Annotated in this window: 16 protein-coding genes; 7 read left to right on the plus strand and 9 right to left on the minus strand. The window is 58.4% G+C overall.

Features of this window, described 5'->3' with window-relative positions; translation table 11 throughout:
• Positions 1–317 precede the first annotated feature (317 nt).
• The 7 genes from arnB to arnF are packed head-to-tail and all read left to right on the plus strand — an operon-like array spanning position 318 to position 7708.
• The gene (arnB, locus tag ACQ3G7_RS18760) at positions 318–1454 is read left to right on the plus strand and encodes a UDP-4-amino-4-deoxy-L-arabinose aminotransferase (protein WP_430891149.1); all 1137 of its coding nucleotides are present in this window, start codon (positions 318–320) and stop codon (positions 1452–1454) included.
• A gap of 1 nt (position 1455) precedes the next feature.
• Positions 1456–2439, plus strand: coding sequence for an undecaprenyl-phosphate 4-deoxy-4-formamido-L-arabinose transferase (arnC, locus tag ACQ3G7_RS18765; RefSeq protein ID WP_430891151.1), 984 nt, complete (start codon positions 1456–1458; stop codon positions 2437–2439).
• Complete coding sequence (gene arnA, locus ACQ3G7_RS18770) at positions 2436–4421, plus strand: bifunctional UDP-4-amino-4-deoxy-L-arabinose formyltransferase/UDP-glucuronic acid oxidase ArnA (protein ID WP_430891153.1); 1986 nt, start codon at positions 2436–2438, stop codon at positions 4419–4421. Before arnC ends, arnA begins: the two co-directional genes overlap by 4 nt.
• Positions 4418–5317 carry a 4-deoxy-4-formamido-L-arabinose-phosphoundecaprenol deformylase gene (gene arnD / locus ACQ3G7_RS18775; protein WP_430891155.1) on the plus strand — a complete coding sequence of 300 codons (900 nt, stop codon included), beginning with the start codon at positions 4418–4420 and terminating at the stop codon, positions 5315–5317. Before arnA ends, arnD begins: the two co-directional genes overlap by 4 nt.
• Positions 5317–6975, plus strand: a complete 1659-nt coding sequence (arnT, locus tag ACQ3G7_RS18780; protein WP_430891157.1) for a lipid IV(A) 4-amino-4-deoxy-L-arabinosyltransferase — start codon at positions 5317–5319, stop codon at positions 6973–6975. The genes arnD and arnT overlap by 1 nt, the downstream gene beginning before the upstream one ends.
• Positions 6972–7310, plus strand: a complete 339-nt coding sequence (arnE, locus tag ACQ3G7_RS18785; RefSeq protein WP_430891159.1) for a 4-amino-4-deoxy-L-arabinose-phosphoundecaprenol flippase subunit ArnE — start codon at positions 6972–6974, stop codon at positions 7308–7310. Before arnT ends, arnE begins: the two co-directional genes overlap by 4 nt.
• Positions 7307–7708: a 4-amino-4-deoxy-L-arabinose-phosphoundecaprenol flippase subunit ArnF gene (gene arnF, locus ACQ3G7_RS18790; protein ID WP_430891161.1), complete on the plus strand. Its 402-nt coding sequence runs from the start codon at positions 7307–7309 to the stop codon at positions 7706–7708. Before arnE ends, arnF begins: the two co-directional genes overlap by 4 nt.
• On the opposite strand, the gene acpT is transcribed toward arnF, so the two are convergent.
• From acpT to ACQ3G7_RS18835, 9 genes are read right to left on the minus strand one after another with little or no spacing between them, the layout of a single operon-like run.
• Positions 7662–8249 carry a 4'-phosphopantetheinyl transferase AcpT gene (acpT, locus tag ACQ3G7_RS18795; protein WP_430891163.1) on the minus strand — a complete coding sequence of 196 codons (588 nt, stop codon included), beginning with the start codon at positions 8247–8249 and terminating at the stop codon, positions 7662–7664. The two genes, arnF and acpT, sit on opposite strands and share 47 nt — an antisense overlap.
• Positions 8250–8252: 3 nt before the next feature.
• Positions 8253–9482, minus strand: a complete 1230-nt coding sequence (locus ACQ3G7_RS18800; protein WP_263098955.1) for a beta-ketoacyl-ACP synthase — start codon at positions 9480–9482, stop codon at positions 8253–8255.
• Positions 9479–10210: a 3-ketoacyl-ACP reductase FabG2 gene (locus ACQ3G7_RS18805; protein ID WP_430891165.1), complete on the minus strand. Its 732-nt coding sequence runs from the start codon at positions 10208–10210 to the stop codon at positions 9479–9481. The genes ACQ3G7_RS18800 and ACQ3G7_RS18805 overlap by 4 nt, the downstream gene beginning before the upstream one ends.
• Positions 10207–10698, minus strand: a complete 492-nt coding sequence (locus ACQ3G7_RS18810; RefSeq protein ID WP_430891167.1) for a hotdog family protein — start codon at positions 10696–10698, stop codon at positions 10207–10209. Before ACQ3G7_RS18810 ends, ACQ3G7_RS18805 begins: the two co-directional genes overlap by 4 nt.
• Positions 10695–11864, minus strand: a complete 1170-nt coding sequence (locus ACQ3G7_RS18815; protein ID WP_430891169.1) for a beta-ketoacyl-[acyl-carrier-protein] synthase family protein — start codon at positions 11862–11864, stop codon at positions 10695–10697. Before ACQ3G7_RS18815 ends, ACQ3G7_RS18810 begins: the two co-directional genes overlap by 4 nt.
• Before the next feature lies 1 nt (position 11865).
• Entirely contained in the window at positions 11866–12450 is a 585-nt protein-coding gene (locus ACQ3G7_RS18820; protein WP_430891171.1) for a DUF3261 domain-containing protein, read from the minus strand.
• Positions 12447–14768: an MMPL family transporter gene (locus ACQ3G7_RS18825; protein ID WP_430891173.1), complete on the minus strand. Its 2322-nt coding sequence runs from the start codon at positions 14766–14768 to the stop codon at positions 12447–12449. Before ACQ3G7_RS18825 ends, ACQ3G7_RS18820 begins: the two co-directional genes overlap by 4 nt.
• The gene (locus tag ACQ3G7_RS18830) at positions 14737–15342 is read right to left on the minus strand and encodes an outer membrane lipoprotein carrier protein LolA (RefSeq protein ID WP_430891175.1); all 606 of its coding nucleotides are present in this window, start codon (positions 15340–15342) and stop codon (positions 14737–14739) included. The genes ACQ3G7_RS18825 and ACQ3G7_RS18830 overlap by 32 nt, the downstream gene beginning before the upstream one ends.
• Positions 15339–15761 (minus strand): acyl-CoA thioesterase, encoded by a 423-nt coding sequence (locus tag ACQ3G7_RS18835; protein ID WP_061492800.1) that lies wholly within the window; start codon positions 15759–15761, stop codon positions 15339–15341. Before ACQ3G7_RS18835 ends, ACQ3G7_RS18830 begins: the two co-directional genes overlap by 4 nt.
• Positions 15762–15764 lie beyond the last annotated feature (3 nt).

Consider the following 15764-nt stretch of genomic DNA (forward strand, 5'->3'; position numbering starts at 1 on the left):
ACGCCCTTGTATACAGTGCCAGGGTGTGGATTGTTACAGTTATTTGACATCGATCACACCCGCCTCTTGCGTAAATATTATTTAACTTGCTGTTTTTATTTGATATTTAAATAATATTATATTTCTTGCCCCCCTCTTTTCTTAATCTTGTCCTAATATTCAATTGATAATATTCAGAAATAAGCTGTGATTAATGATTATTGGGACAACCGGACGTTCATTATATTTCGGTTTAACTTCCATCCGCCATTTTACTCAATAGCCGCAAAGTGTCTTTGTGGGGTCCTTTAACGCGTCTGTGACGCAGGGAAAAGAAGATGAGTGATTTTCTACCGTTCTCACGCCCCTCAATGGGGGAGGAAGAACTCGCCGCTATCCAGCAAGTGCTGGCATCAGGTTGGATCACGACCGGCCCGAAAAATCAGGCACTGGAAGAGGCTTTCTGTACGTTAACCGGTAACCGTCATGCCATTGCCGTGAGCTCGGCGACGGCCGGGATGCACGTGACGCTGATGGCGTTGGGCATCGGGCCGGGGGATGAAGTCATTACGCCATCAATGACCTGGGTGTCCACGCTCAATATGATCGTGCTGCTGGGCGCAACGCCGGTAATGATTGATGTCGACAAAGATACGCTGATGGTCACGCCGGAAGCGATTGACGCGGCAATCACTCCGCGCACCCGGGCGATTATTCCGGTGCACTACGCCGGGGCGCCGGCGGATATCGACGCTATCCGCGCGGTGGGCGAAAAGCACGGCATTGCGGTGATTGAAGACGCCGCGCATGCTGCCGGTACGTACTACAAAGAACACCACGTTGGTGGGCAGGGAACCGCGATTTTCTCCTTCCATGCCATCAAAAATATGACCTGCGCTGAAGGCGGGCTGGTGGTGACGGATGATGAGCAACTGGCCAACCGCATTCGCAGTCTCAAATTCCACGGCCTCGGGGTGGATGCCTACGATCGTCAGACGCACGGTCGCGCGCCGCAGGCGGAAGTTATCTCTCCGGGTTTCAAATACAACCTTGCCGATATTAATGCCGCCATCGCGCTGGTGCAGCTCGGCAAGCTGAAAACGGCAAATGCCCGTCGCCACGAGATTGCGCAGCGCTACTTGCGCGAACTCGCCGATACGCCGTTCCAGCCGCTGGCGCTGCCGTCATGGCCGCATCAGCATGCCTGGCATCTGTTTATTCTGCGTGTTGATGAGCAGCGTTGCGGCATCACCCGCGATGCATTAATGGAAACGCTAAAAGCGCAGGGCATCGGCACCGGCTTGCATTTCCGCGCTGCGCATACGCAGAAGTATTACCGCGAACACTTTCCTGTCTCGTTACCGAATACCGAGTGGAACAGTGCGCGCATTTGCTCCATCCCCCTGTTCCCGGACATGACCCATGACGACACAACCCGCGTCATTGACGCGCTCCATCACATCGCAGGACGCTGATATGTTTACCCTGCCTCCCGTTGAAAAAGTCTCCGTGGTGATCCCGGTTTTTAACGAAGAGGAGAGCTTACCCGAGCTGATCCGTCGTACAACCGGCAGTTGCGACACTCTCGGTATCGACTATGAAATTCTGCTGGTGGATGACGGCAGTAGCGACAACTCGGCGCAGATCCTCACTACGGCAGCAGAACAGCCCGGTAGCCATATCGTGGCCGTGCTGCTGAACCGTAACTACGGTCAGCACTCCGCAATCATGGCGGGTTTCAGCCATGTGACAGGCGATTTGATCATCACACTGGATGCCGACCTGCAAAACCCGCCGGAAGAGATCCCGCGGCTGGTGGCGAAGGCGAACGAAGGTTACGACGTGGTGGGCACCGTGCGCCAGCATCGCCAGGACAGCGTGTTCCGCAAAATGGCGTCACGCACCGTTAACCGGTTGATCCAACGGACCACCGGTAAAGCGATGGGGGATTATGGCTGCATGTTGCGCGCTTATCGCCGCCATATTGTCGACGCTATGTTGCACTGCCATGAGCGCAGCACCTTCATTCCGATCCTCGCCAATACCTTCGCCCGTAAAGCGGTGGAGATCCCGGTGCAGCACGCCGAGCGCGAGTTTGGCGATTCGAAATACAGCTTTCTGCGTCTGATTAACCTGATGTACGACCTGGTGACCTGCCTGACCACCACCCCGCTGCGCTTGCTCAGCGTTGTGGGCAGCGTGATTGCCCTGGCGGGCTTTTCGCTGGCGGTTTTACTGGTGGTTTTACGTCTGGCATTTGGCCCGCAGTGGGCAGGCGAAGGGGTGTTTATGCTCTTTGCCATCCTGTTTACGTTTATCGGCGCGCAATTTATCGGTATGGGGCTCCTTGGAGAGTACATCGGCCGTATCTACAACGATGTTCGCGCCCGTCCACGCTATTTTATTCAACGTGTTGTTCGTCAGGAGCATGACGCTCCGCAAGAGGAAAATAATCAATGAAAGCTGTTGTCTTTGCCTATCACGATATGGGTTGTGTCGGCACTCAGGCGTTGCTGGACGCCGGGTTTGAGGTTGCGGCGATTTTTACCCACCCGGACAGCGCCAATGAAAACCACTTTTTCGGTTCCGTCGCGCGTATTGCCGCAGAACGCGGTATTCCGGTGTATGCCCCGGAAGACGTTAACCACCCGCTGTGGGTTGATCGCATTCGCGATCTCAACGCGGACGTGATCTTCTCGTTCTACTACCGCAATCTGCTGTGCGACACGATCCTCAACAGCGCGCGTCTCGGCGCGTTTAATCTGCACGGCTCTCTGCTGCCAGCCTACCGTGGACGTGCGCCGCTGAACTGGGTGCTGGTGAACGGTGAAACGGAAACGGGCGTGACGCTGCACCGCATGGTGGCGCGTGCCGATGCGGGCGCGATTGTGGCTCAGCAGAAAGTCGCCATTGCCGACAGCGATGAAGCGATGTCGCTGCACCGTAAACTGAGTGAAGCCGCGCAAACGCTGCTGCGTAGCGCGCTGCCTACCATTAAAGCGCAGACCTTCACGGAAACCGCGCAGGATGACAGCAAAGCCAGCTACTACGGTCGTCGTACCCCGGAAGACGGGCGTCTCGACTGGGAACTGCCGGCGCAAACCCTGCACAACCTGGTGCGTGCGGTATCTGACCCGTGGCCGGGCGCATATAGCTTTGCCGGGACGCACAAATTTATCGTCTGGAAATCCCGCGTGCGTAATGACATTGCTGCGGCCAGAGCCGGTACAGTGCTGTCGGTCTCTCCGCTGGTGGTGGCTTGTGCTGAAGGCGCGCTGGAAATTCTCACCGGGCAAATGGACAACGGCGTCTATATGCAGGGCGGGCAACTGGCGCAGTCTCTCGGTCTGGTGGCCGGTGCGCTGTTAACCAGCAAGCCGGTGGTTGCGGTGAAACGCCGCACGCGCGTATTGATCCTCGGCGTGAACGGCTTTATCGGTAACCATCTGACCGAACGCCTGCTGAATGACGATAACTACGAAATTTATGGTCTGGATATCGGTTCAGACGCCATCAGCCGTTTCCTCGACTGCCCGCGTTTCCACTTTGTGGAAGGCGATATCAGCATTCACTCCGAGTGGATCGAGTACCACATCAAGAAATGCGACGTCGTACTGCCGCTGGTGGCGATCGCGACGCCAATCGAATACACCCGCAACCCGCTGCGCGTATTTGAACTTGATTTTGAAGAGAACCTGAAAATCATCCGTGATTGCGTGAAATACAATAAACGCATCATTTTCCCGTCTACTTCAGAAGTGTACGGCATGTGCACCGACAAAGTGTTCGACGAAGACAACTCCAACCTGGTGGTCGGTCCGATCAACAAACAGCGCTGGATCTATTCGGTGTCCAAACAGCTTCTGGACCGGGTGATTTGGGCTTATGGCGAGAAAGAAGGCCTGCGCTTTACGCTGTTCCGTCCGTTTAACTGGATGGGGCCGCGCCTGGATAACCTCAATGCGGCGCGTATCGGCAGCTCGCGTGCGATCACCCAACTGATCCTCAACCTGGTGGAAGGGTCGCCGATCAAGTTGATCGAGGGCGGCAAGCAAAAACGCTGCTTTACCGATATCAGCGACGGCATCGAAGCGCTGTTCCGCATTATTGAGAACAAAGAAGGGCGTTGCGACGGGCAGATCATCAACATTGGTAACCCGGAGAACGAAGCCAGTATTAAAGAGCTGGCAGAAATGCTGCTGGCAAGCTTCGAGAAGCACCCGCTGCGCGATCGTTTCCCGCCGTTCGCCGGTTTCCGCGAAGTGGAGAGCAGCAGTTACTACGGCAAAGGGTATCAGGACGTTGAGCACCGTAAGCCGAGCATTCGTAACGCGAAACGCTGCCTGCACTGGGAGCCGAAAGTCGATATGCGCCAGACCATTGATGAGACGCTGGATTTCTTCCTGCGTACCGTAGAACTCTCGGATGAGAAAAACGCATGAAGTCAGTCGGCTTACGCATTGATGTCGACACCTTTCGCGGCACCCGCGACGGTGTGCCGCGTCTGCTGACGTTGTTGAAAAAGCACAATATTCAGGCGAGCTTTTTCTTCAGCGTCGGGCCGGACAACATGGGGCGCCATATCTGGCGCCTGCTTAAGCCGCAATTTCTGTGGAAGATGCTGCGCTCGCGCGCAGCATCCCTCTACGGGTGGGATATCCTGCTGGCCGGTACGGCGTGGCCGGGGAAGATCATCGGCGAAGGCAATGCAGAGGTGATTCGTGCCACTGCGCAGACGCATGAAGTCGGTCTGCACGCCTGGGATCATCATGGCTGGCAGTGCTGGAGCGGCGTGTGGGATCAACCGAAGCTGGAAGCTGAAATCGAACGGGGCCTGTTGGCGCTGGAAATGATCATCGGTCGGGCCGTGACCTGTTCCGCCGTGGCGGGCTGGCGTGCGGACCAGCGGGTGGTGAAAGCCAAAAATGCGTTTAATTTTCGCTATAACAGCGACTGCCGCGGCACCCGACCTTTCCGGCCGCAGCTCACGGACGAGGAGTGCGCTGTCCCGCAGATCCCCGTGACGCTGCCGACCTGGGATGAGGTGGTGGGCACGCGCGTCGATGCGGAGAACTACAACCGTTTTATTCTTGACTGTATCCACCGGGATAACGGTACGCCGGTTTATACCATCCACGCGGAAGTGGAAGGCATTATCGGTGCAGACGGTTTTGATGAATTGCTGAGTATGGCCGCGCGCGAAGAGATCGCCTTTTGCCCACTGAGTCAGCTATTGCCGACGGATGTCAGCACGCTGCCGGTGGGGAAAGTGGTGCGCGGAGAAGTGGCTGGCCGGGAAGGCTGGCTGGGTTGCCAACAACTGTTGAGTACCAGGTAATGAAATCCACTAACGCTGTGTTGGGTCTGGTTGCGCTATTTGTTCTCTATTACCTTGTACCCCTTGAATACCGCCTGCTCTGGCAACCGGATGAAACCCGCTATGCGGAGATCAGCCGGGAGATGCTTAACAGCGGTGACTGGGTCGTGCCTCATTTCCTGGGGCTGCGTTATTTTGAAAAACCCATCGCGGGTTATTGGATCAACAGCATCGGTCAGTGGCTGTTTGGGCATAACAATTTTGCGGTGCGTTTTGGTTCTGTCTTTTCCATTACCGTTTCGGCGCTGCTGGTCGTGGCGCTGGCGTGGAAAATGTGGCGCGACAAAGCGATTGCCGTGCTTTCCGGCGTTATCTTTCTGACGGCGTTTCTGGTGTACGGCATCGGCACCTATGCCGTGCTGGATCCGATGATTACGCTGTGGATGACGCTGGCGATGTACAGCTTCTGGCTGGCTGCTCAGGCGCAAACGCGCCGTGGCAAATTCGCCGGTTATGCGCTGTTGGGCATTGCTTGCGGTATGGGTGTGATGACCAAAGGCTTCCTGGCGCTGGCCGTGCCGGTGCTGGGCGTGCTGCCGTGGGTGATAACGCAAAAGCGCTGGAAAGAGGTGCTGCTGTGGGGCTGGTTAGCCATTCTCTGCTGCGTGCTGACGGTGCTGCCTTGGGGGCTGGCGATTGCCGCGCGTGAAGCGGATTTCTGGCGCTACTTCTTCTGGGTCGAGCATATTCAACGGTTTGCCCAGCAGGACGCGCAGCATAAAGCGCCGTTCTGGTATTACATTCCGTTCCTGATTGCCGGAAGTTTGCCGTGGCTGGCGTTGCTGCCCGGTGCGCTGAAAACGGGCTGGATGGCGCGTAAGTCTGGTCTGCAAGAGGCTTTTTACCTGTTCGGTTGGGTGGTGATGCCGCTGCTGTTTTTCAGCATCGCGAAGGGTAAGCTGCCAACCTATATCCTGCCCTGTTTTGCGCCGCTGGCGATCCTGATGGCGCGCTATGCGCTGGCCCTCGCACAGACAGGTGGACGGGCATTGCGTATTAATGCGTGGATCAATATCGTCTTTGGTGTGGTCGGTCTTATCGCCGCGATTGTCGTCTCGCCGTGGGGATTCCTGAAACACCCGGTGTGGATGCCCATTGAGCTGTATAAAGCCTGGCTGGCGGCCTTTGCCTTTGGCGTATGGGCGCTGTTTGGCTGGCTGGCGCTGAAAACCAGTGAACAGCGCTGGGCGCTGGCCGCGCTCTGCCCGCTGGGGCTGGCGTTGGTGGTGGGGACGGTGATCCCGGATAAGGTCATGGACTCCAAACAGCCGCAATTTCTCATCAACTTTGTTAACGATGCGCTGAAGCCAAGCCGTTACGTGCTGACTGACAATGTGGGCGTGGCAGCGGGACTGGCTTGGGAACTGAAGCGTTCCGATATCATTATGTTCGGCTCGCGCGGTGAACTGACCTATGGCCTGGCCTACCCGGATGCGAAAGATCGGTTTGTGGAGGAAGACAACTTCAGCGACTGGCTGGCGCAACGCCGTCAGCAGGGGGTTGTGTCGCTGGTACTGCATCAATCTAAACCGGATGACTTTACCCGGCTGCCGATCCCGAAGCCGGATAACGTCTATGTACAGGGGCGTATGGTCTTTATTCAGTATTATCCGCAATGATGAGCTGGCTGCTGCTCTCACTGGCAAGCCTGTTAAGCTGCGCCGGGCAACTGTGCCAGAAACAGGCGACGCGCCCGGCAACGCCCGGGCATCGCGGCAGGCACGTTGGCCTGTGGCTGGGGCTGGCGCTGGCCGCGTTGGGCGCGGGCATGGCGCTGTGGTTGCTGGTATTGCAGCGTCTTCCCGTCGGGGTCGCGTACCCGATGCTGAGCCTCAATTTTGTCTGGGTCACGCTGGCAGCGCGCTTCGTCTGGCGTGAGCGGGTGACCGCCCGCCATGCGGTTGGCGTGCTACTGATCATTATCGGCATTGTGCTGTTGGGGAGTTCGCTATGAAGGGCGTGGTCTGGGCGCTGATGAGTGTGTTACTGGTCAGTGTTGCACAGTTACTGCTGCGCTCGGCAATGCAGGTGCTGCCGCCGGTTGCGCCCTCCTGGTCATTTATCAGCGCCGTGCTGCAACCGCAGAAAGGGACGTTCATGCTGCTGCTTGGCTTGCTGGGGTATGTGGCATCGATGGGATGCTGGTTTTTTGCCCTGCATCGCCTGCCGCTGAGCAAAGCCTATGCCCTGCTCAGCCTGAGTTATATTCTGGTGTGGGCCGCCGCCATCTGGCTTCCCGGCTGGCATGAACCGTTTTCGTGGCGTGGTGCGCTGGGCGTGCTGGTGATTGTGGCGGGTGTGCTGGTTATCTTTCTGCCGGGGTCGTCGCGAGCAGATCAGCCGAAAGCGTAAACGGCGTCGGCGTGCAGACTGACAGGCTCACCTCGCCAACCTGACAGTGGCTGACATTGAGATGAGGCGTGTTGCGGCTGTCAACGCTGACAATTTGCCAGGCACTGCCGCCGCGCTGCTTGATAATGGCTTCTTTGCGCGTCCAGATTTTCCAGAACGCCGCCAACTGCTGCTCTGGCTGCCATTGCTCCAGTTCATCATGTTCCGCCTGGCTAAATACCGCATTAGCCAGCGTGCGCCAGTTGGCGCGCGGGCGGATCACTTCAATATCGCAGCCCACTTCACCCTCATCGCTCAACAGTAGCGCAATGCGATCGCCACTGTGACTCAGGTTGAACCACAGCGGCGTCCCATTGACGAACGCCGGTTTGCCTTGCTCGCCGTAGACTATATCAGGTAGCGGAGAACACTCGCGCGCCAGCAACGCCCGCCCGGCAAGCCAGCTCTCCCGGCGTTTACCCTGCGGCGCTTGTTGTCTGAGCGCGGGCGGAATGTCGCCTGTGCTCAGTGCGGAGATATGACCCAGTACTACCCGATACATACGTTATGCCCAGCGTTTAATAATGATGGAGGTGTTGATGCCGCCAAAAGCGAAGTTATTGCTTTGCAGGTATTCGCAATCGATCCGGCGCGCTTCACCCTTGATGTAATCCAGTGCGCCGCACTGCTCATCCGGGGTGGTCAGGTTGAGCGTCGGCGCAAACCAGCCTTCACGCATCATTTGCAGGCTCATCCAGGCTTCCAGCGCGCCGCATGCCCCAAGGGTATGACCGAAGTAGCTTTTCAGCGACGAGATGGGAACATTATCGCCAAAGATGGCCGCCGTTGCCTGGCTTTCTGCAATATCGCCGCGATCGGTCGCTGTGCCGTGAGCGGAAATATAGCCAATATCCAGCGGGCTGAGCCCGGCAATGTTCAGCGCCTGCTCCATACAAATCTGCATGGTTTCCCGCTGTGGCTGAGTGATATGCGCAGCGTCGCAGTTGGTAGCAAAGCCGACGATTTCGCCGAAAATGGTCGCCCCGCGTGCCTTCGCGTGTTCCAACTCTTCCAGAATCAGCGTGCCTGCGCCTTCGCCGATCACCAGACCATCGCGGCTGGCATCGAACGGGGATGGCGTGGTTTTCGGTTCATCGTTGCGCTGGCTGGTGGCAAACAACGTATCAAACACCGCCGCTTCCGATGGGCACAGCTCTTCTGCGCCGCCTGCGACCATCACGTCCTGATAACCGTGACGAATCGCTTCCCAGGCATAACCAATGGCCTGGCTACCGGACGTACAGGCGCTGGAAGTGGGAATAACACGTCCGCGCAGGCCGAAAAACAGCCCGGTATTCACCGCCGTGGTGTGCGGCATCATCTGCACGTAGGTTGTGCCGGTGATGTTGTTAGTGTGCTTTTCGGTCAGCATGGTGGCGAACTCGCTCACCGGGCCGGTACTGCCGGTTGATGAGCCGTAAGCGATGCCGGTATTGCCGCGGGTTAATACCGGATCGTCAATCAACCCGGCCTGTTCCAGCGCCAGTTCGCTGGCGCGGGTGGAGAGCAGCGACACGCGGCCCATCGCACGGATGCGCTTGCGGGTGTAGTGATCCGGCAACGTGAAGTCATCAATCGGTGCGCCAAGCAGGGTATGCAGACCGTCGTAAATTTGCCACTCCGGCATTTTGCGGACGGCGTTTTCGTAGGCCAGCAGACGTTTTGACACCTCCTGCCAGCTCTGGCCAAAGGCGGTGACGCCGCCCATGCCGGTAATGACGACGCGACGTGTCATAACATTCCCCCGTTGATGGAAATAACCTGGCGGGTCACGTAACCCGCGATATCTGACATTAAATAGCTGGCAAGCCCGGCCACTTCTTGCGCCTGGCCCATACGTTTCATCGGGATGATCGCCATCGCTTCTTTCAACGCGGCCTCTTCCATTTCAATCATGCCGGTATCAATCAGCCCCGGCGCGATGCAGTTCACGGTGATTTTGCGTTTCGCCAGTTCAATCGCCAGCGCTTTTGTGGCGCCGATAATACCGGCTTTTGCCGCACTGTAGTTAACCTGGCCGCGATTGCCCATCACCCCGGAAACCGAGGAGAGGGTAATGATGCGTCCGCCTTTGCGCAGGCCAATCATTGGCATGATGCAGGGTTGAATCACGTTGTAGAAGCTGTCGAGATTGGTGTGGATCACCGCATCCCAGTCATCATCGCTCAGCGCCGGGAACGCCGCGTCACGGGTGATACCTGCATTGCTGACCACGCCATACCAGGCACCGTGCTGCTCAATATCCTGTTCCAGAACACGGCGACACTGTTCGCGGTTGCCGACATCAAAACTCAGCAGACGACCCGTGCCGCCCGCCTGTTCAATAGCATGCAGCGTTTCCTGCGCACCGTTTTCGTCACGATGATAGTGCACGCCAACGGTAAAACCATCGGCGGCAAGGTGTTGGGCAATGGCGCGGCCGATGCCTTTACTGGCTCCGGTAACAAGTACGGAACGATTCATGCCTCTGCCCCTTTCGATGTGTGTGGTTGATGAAACAGCGAGCTAAGCTCGTCTTTCGTCGGCTGGAAGGTGTTGATGCGCCCGACAGAAACGGTGTCTGCGCCAATCTGGATAGTGCAGTCGAAGCTGCCGAAACGCGCATCCTGCATCAGCAGTTTGGCGTGCACATCCAGCACTGCGCCTGCGGGCAATGAGCCTGCGGCGCAGGTCAGCTCCCGCGCGCCGAGCACCATTCCCAGCGCAATGCTCTCTTCGCCGCGTTGCAGGCGGTGCCAGCCGGACCAGACGCCAATGCACTGCGCCATCAGCTCCAGTGCATACCAGCCGGGCAGGTTGCCTTGCGCATCCATAAAGGGCGACAGCAGGCCGCCCTTATTCACTCTCACCCGGCAGTGGGCATCGTCATCCGTTACCGAAATAACGTCTTCCAGCAGGATCATCGGCGCGTCATGGGGCAGATATTCCCCCGCCGTAAGGTACTGAATCATGTCACTCTCCCCAGCAAAATACTGGCGTTGTTTCCGCCAAAGGCGAAGGAGTTGGATAAAATGACCGGGTTCGCCAGTGGCTGTGCGCGCAACAACAGGCCGCAGGCCGGGAGCGTCGGATCGACAGGCCCGCGGCTAAAATCCTGAGGCGGCAGCGGCAGGTCGCGTTGCAGGATCAGCGCGCTCAGCGCCGCTTCCGTAATGCCCGCCGCGCCCAGCGTGTGCCCGGTTAAGTGTTTGGTGGAGCTGCACGGCACACCGTCGCCAAACAGCGCGTGTACGACCGCCGATTCAATCTGATCGTTGAGCGGTGTGGCGGTGCCATGCAGATTGATATACCCCACATCGGTCGGCGTGAGCCTGGCTTGCGCCAGCGCCATATTGATAGCGCGGATTGCCCCTTCGCCCTGCGGATGCGGTGCGGAAATATGCCATGCATCGCTGGATTCGCCGGTGCCGAGTAGCGCCAGCGGCTGTGGCTCTCGGGTCAGCACCATCAACGCCGATGCCTCGCCAATCGTAATGCCGCAGCGGTCACGGCCAAACGGCTGGCACAGTGTAGGGGAAAACGACTCCAGACTGTTAAATCCGTTGACCGGCATCCGGCTCAGGGTGTCTGCGCCGCCGACAATCGCTACATCCGCCAGACCGGCTTCAATCAGGCGGTAACCATTGATAATGGCGCGCGCGCTGGAAGAGCACGCGGTGGAAACGGTAAACGACGGGCCTTCCAGCGCCAGCCAGCGGCTTAAAAAGCGCGACGGATCGCCCAGTTCCTGCTGCGGGTAGCGCCATGCAAGGCTCTCTTCCCCGTTGAGCGAAAGCCGGACGTGCAAATCCCCTTCATCCAGACCGGAAGTACTGGTGCCCAGCACCACCGCCACACGGTCGCGGCCATAGCGGGCAATCGCCTCATCCACCGTTGGCTGGATTTGTTCCAGCGCCGCCAGCAGCAGTTGATTATTGCGGCTGCGGTGGGCATCCATCTGCGGCGGAATGGTGGGCAGTTCGCCGTCCACGCTGCCGAGCACCACCTCCGTTTGCCCCTGCAACCAGCCGGTACGGGTGTGCATCCCCGGCGCATGGCCGCGCGTCAGGTTGGCGGCTATCTCATCCAGGGTGCGTCCCAGCGCGTTCACCATGCCGATGGCGGAAATGTAGATCATCTCAGTCACCCAAATATTGAATGGTGATGTGGTATTTAAAGACATGCTGCTCGATGCTGATCGGCTCGCGTTTGCCTTTGCGTTGCAGGTAGGTGATTTCCGTTACCAGCTTCCCGCTCGCGTTACGCAGTTCGCGTTTATCGTCGTGATCGGTCAGCGTCCAGCCTTTTGGCAACTGCGGCTGCCAGGCGGCAATCGGCCAGTGGCTGATCATCACGTCTGCCAGCACCTGGCTGGCGGGAGGCAGTTGCGGCACGACGATCGACTGCTCGGTATGGATCCCGCGCTCGTCATAGGTGACGAGGAATAAACGGATCCCCACCGACGAGAGCCCGGCAAGGGTGATTTTTTTGTCGTCGGCGGTCATCATCACCAGCAATGACTGGGTTTGCCCGTTAAAGCTGCCGGTTAATAGCTGCTGGGAGTTCACCGCCGGCGCGATCCCCGGCGCAGGCAGTGTCACGCGGGTTCCCGGTTCCAGCCACGCTTGCGGGCGGCTGCCGTCGGGGGTATGGGTTGAGTGGCTGCATCCGGTGAGCAGCAGGGCGGCGGCAAGCGCGACGCCAGTCCAGAGGGGGCGAATCATCGTTTTCTCTCTTTTTTTGCTGGCATTGCGAGGGGCGAAAGCAGGAAGGCGGTAAAAATACCGCTGACCAGCACAATGCCGAAACTGCTGATAGCCTGAGTGGCGCTGAACACCAGCATCCCCAGGGTGAGTAACGTGGTTATCATGGCCAGCGTGATAGCCAGCAATGAGGTAAGCGGCGTGCCGCGCGGGTTGCTGAAAAACAGCGTGTAGTTGATGCCGATCCCCAGTACCAGCACCAGCGCCAGCAGGGAAAACAGGTTCACCGCGTGACCGCTCAGTGATAACACCGCCAGCCCGCAACCGAGCGACAGCACTGATGGCACAAGGCTTATCAGCCCTTTTTTCCAGCCCAGACGCAGCACTGCGCCTGCGGCAATCACCGCCAGCGCCACGAACAGCAACCCGGTTAACACCAGCCGGTACAGCGCAAACAGTTCATCAAACGCGCTTTTGCGATCTACCCAGGCGATGCCCGGTTGCGTTTTTGCCAGCGCGCTAAGTGCGGCGCTGTCTTTAACACCGTCGACCGGAGCCAGCACACCGCTTTGCCCTCCGGGCAGCGTTAACCACAGTAACCGCCAGCCTTCACTGGCCGGACTGACAAGCCACTGTTCAACGGTAACGCTCATCGGGCTGAGGTCTGGCGCAACATTTGCCATACCCGCGGCTTGTAGCGTGCGCGACACGGCAGGCGTCGCGTTTTTCAGCAGCTCGAGATCCTGCTGTTGTCGCGCCAGTGAGTTAATCGGGAGGGTGCGGAAACCCGAAATCATCCCCTGTTTGCGCGCTTGCTCCAGTTGCGGCGTAAACGCTTCTAACCGCTCCAGCGTTTGCTGCGGCGTATCGCCATAAATCACAAACCATTTCTGATCGACGCTTTGCCCGGTCAGCGCCGTGATGGCTTTCTCCTGCGCCAGGATCCCCTGCGGCAGCGCCTGTAACTGGCTGATATCGTCATTAATGCGCAGCGTAGCGAGACCGGCGAGGGAGAACAGCGCCAGCGCCACTGGCAGACCAACAGCGAGTTTTTTATTGCGCCGCCAGGCTGCCAGCCAGCGCAGAAGCAGCACCATGGCGGGCACCGGGCGCACCGGTAAACCGCGGCACAGCCACGGATGCCAGAAGATCACCGTCAGGCAGGAGGCGCTGAGGCCGACCGCGGCGAAAATCGCCATCTGGCGGATGCCGGGGAAGGGGGCCAGCATCATGATCAGGTAGGCGACAACGGTGGTGGCCAGCGCCAGCAACAACGCATTACGCACTTTGGCGAGACTTTGCCATGGCGATGCCTCTGCGCCGTGCACCATCCGTTCAGTCAGGTAGTAAAGCGTGTAATCTGCTGAAATCCCGATGATGCTCAGGCTCATCACCAGCGTCATCAGATGCAGTTCGCCGAACAGGAGCAGCGTAGCGACGGTGCCCGCCAGCGCGCCAATGGCAATTGAAATCAGGCACAGCAACAGGGGGCGCAGGGAGCGGAACACGGCGATAATCAGCGCAATCACGCCAAGAATAGTGGCGATGCCCAGCGTCGAGACATCGCGTTTGGCTTGCTGGCTGGCGTAATCGCTGTAGAACACCGTGCCACGCGACAGCAACTGTGCTTGCGGGAACCGGGCTTTCAGTTGCGCTTCCAGTGACGCCAGCGTGTTAACAAACTGATGCGTTTGCTGCATATCGAATGAGGAACCCGCCAGTTCGCCATGCAGCAGATACCAGTTGTTGCCTTGATCGTCCTGCGTCACCAGCCAGCCATCCATCAGCCGCAGCTTCTGGCTGTTCTGCGCCATCGCGAGTTGTGCGCCGCGCATCAGCATCAACGGATCGTTTTGCAGCTCTTTACCGCTCACGCCGGAAAACGCCGAGTAGAGCTGCGTCAGCACCCATTGGGCCTGTGCGTCGCCACCGTTTTGCAGGCGCGCACGGGTGGCGCTGTCGAGCAGGGCGTTACGATGTTGCCAGAAGAATGTGCCCCAGGCTTGCTGGCTTTGCGCATCCATCGGCCCTTTCAGGTTGTTCACCGCTTGCGACTGGTTGAGTAAGGAAAGCCAGTATTTCGCTGCCTCAGGATTGGCCTGTTTGCCGGGGCTGACCAGCCAGACCAACTGCTTGTCGAGGCGCTGCATAAAGCCATCGTTCAGCGCCGGGGGAAGCGTACCCATCGCCTGGGCGGGCAGCATCGCCAGCACGCTGCTGTTCATGCGCGCTTTCGGCAGCAGCATCAGCAGCATGCCGAGCAGCAGCAGGCAGAGCAGTCCCCAGAGTAGCGCCGGACGCGGGGAGTTAGTGCGCGGCAAAGCGTTGGCGTTCGTCATCGGTCAGCGTGGTGGGCGTCAGTCGGTGTTGGGAAAAAGCGATATCGGTGAGATCGCCCTGTTTGTCGTTCAGGCGGATGCTGTCCAGATACTGCTGACCGGCAAGCTCGATAGAGGTGAAAATCTTATCCAGCGGCGTGGTGATCGGCGTCAGTTTCAGGGTCCAGCGTCCTGCGCCCACATCGTTAAAATCGATGCGGAAGTTTTGCTCCAGAACGGCGCGATCGGCCTGGAACAGTGCGCGCAGCAGGTGGTTAAACTGGAACATCTGCGGGTTGTTTTCGGCGGTGATCACCTGCGGCGGCTGACCGTTGATGATTTGCACCATCCGCGAGTCATCAAGCATCAGCGCCATCGGGAACGGCGACTTTTGATCCCACAGCAAGCCCTGGTCGCGTGCGATCAACATCTCGCCCTGCGAGCGCAGAGGCTGCGGCAGATCTTTAATGGTGCGGGTCTGGGCGAAATGCGCCCGCACTACCGGTTGTTCGGTAAAACGTTGTTGCAGCGTGTCCAGCGTGATCGCGCCAACGAAGGGGCTGAGCAACAGCGCCAGCAAAGGCCAGTATTTCATGGTGTTACCCCCATACGTTCAAACAACACTGCCGGGCTGACAAAGCACATCTCACGGCTTTTTTCGTCCACCGCGACCTGAATGGTGTAACCGGTGGTGGTGCGTTTACCGCTGGCGGCATCAAAGATGTCGTAAGCGATTTTCAGGCGGTTTTCGAACTCTTCCAGTCGGGCGCGCACGCGAAAATGCTGTTCAAAGGTCAGCACATCGCGGTATTTCACCCGGGTGTCCACCACCGGCCAGACATAGCCGGAGGCTTTCATCTGGCGGTAGCCATAATCAAACTGATTCAGTAGCGCCTCGCGGGCAATCTCAAAGTAGCGGAAGTAGTTACCGTGCCACACCACGCCCATCATATCGACGTCGTGGAAGGGAACGGTCAGTTCTACTTCGGCGGTAAAACGCGGATCGTTTAACACCTG

The organism is Kosakonia sp. N21 (assembly GCF_050587465.1).
Lineage (GTDB): Bacteria > Pseudomonadota > Gammaproteobacteria > Enterobacterales > Enterobacteriaceae.

Coding starts and splice junctions, on each gene's coding strand:
- arnB (WP_430891149.1), top strand. CDS start 318: ATGAGTGATTTTCTACCGTTCTCACGCCCCTCAATGGGGGAGGAAGAA.
- arnC (WP_430891151.1), top strand. CDS start 1,456: ATGTTTACCCTGCCTCCCGTTGAAAAAGTCTCCGTGGTGATCCCGGTT.
- arnA (WP_430891153.1), top strand. CDS start 2,436: ATGAAAGCTGTTGTCTTTGCCTATCACGATATGGGTTGTGTCGGCACT.
- arnD (WP_430891155.1), top strand. CDS start 4,418: ATGAAGTCAGTCGGCTTACGCATTGATGTCGACACCTTTCGCGGCACC.
- arnT (WP_430891157.1), top strand. CDS start 5,317: ATGAAATCCACTAACGCTGTGTTGGGTCTGGTTGCGCTATTTGTTCTC.
- arnE (WP_430891159.1), top strand. CDS start 6,972: ATGATGAGCTGGCTGCTGCTCTCACTGGCAAGCCTGTTAAGCTGCGCC.
- arnF (WP_430891161.1), top strand. CDS start 7,307: ATGAAGGGCGTGGTCTGGGCGCTGATGAGTGTGTTACTGGTCAGTGTT.
- acpT (WP_430891163.1), bottom strand. CDS start 8,249: ATGTATCGGGTAGTACTGGGTCATATCTCCGCACTGAGCACAGGCGAC.
- ACQ3G7_RS18800 (WP_263098955.1), bottom strand. CDS start 9,482: ATGACACGTCGCGTCGTCATTACCGGCATGGGCGGCGTCACCGCCTTT.
- ACQ3G7_RS18805 (WP_430891165.1), bottom strand. CDS start 10,210: ATGAATCGTTCCGTACTTGTTACCGGAGCCAGTAAAGGCATCGGCCGC.
- ACQ3G7_RS18810 (WP_430891167.1), bottom strand. CDS start 10,698: ATGATTCAGTACCTTACGGCGGGGGAATATCTGCCCCATGACGCGCCG.
- ACQ3G7_RS18815 (WP_430891169.1), bottom strand. CDS start 11,864: ATGATCTACATTTCCGCCATCGGCATGGTGAACGCGCTGGGACGCACC.
- ACQ3G7_RS18820 (WP_430891171.1), bottom strand. CDS start 12,450: ATGATTCGCCCCCTCTGGACTGGCGTCGCGCTTGCCGCCGCCCTGCTG.
- ACQ3G7_RS18825 (WP_430891173.1), bottom strand. CDS start 14,768: ATGACGAACGCCAACGCTTTGCCGCGCACTAACTCCCCGCGTCCGGCG.
- ACQ3G7_RS18830 (WP_430891175.1), bottom strand. CDS start 15,342: ATGAAATACTGGCCTTTGCTGGCGCTGTTGCTCAGCCCCTTCGTTGGC.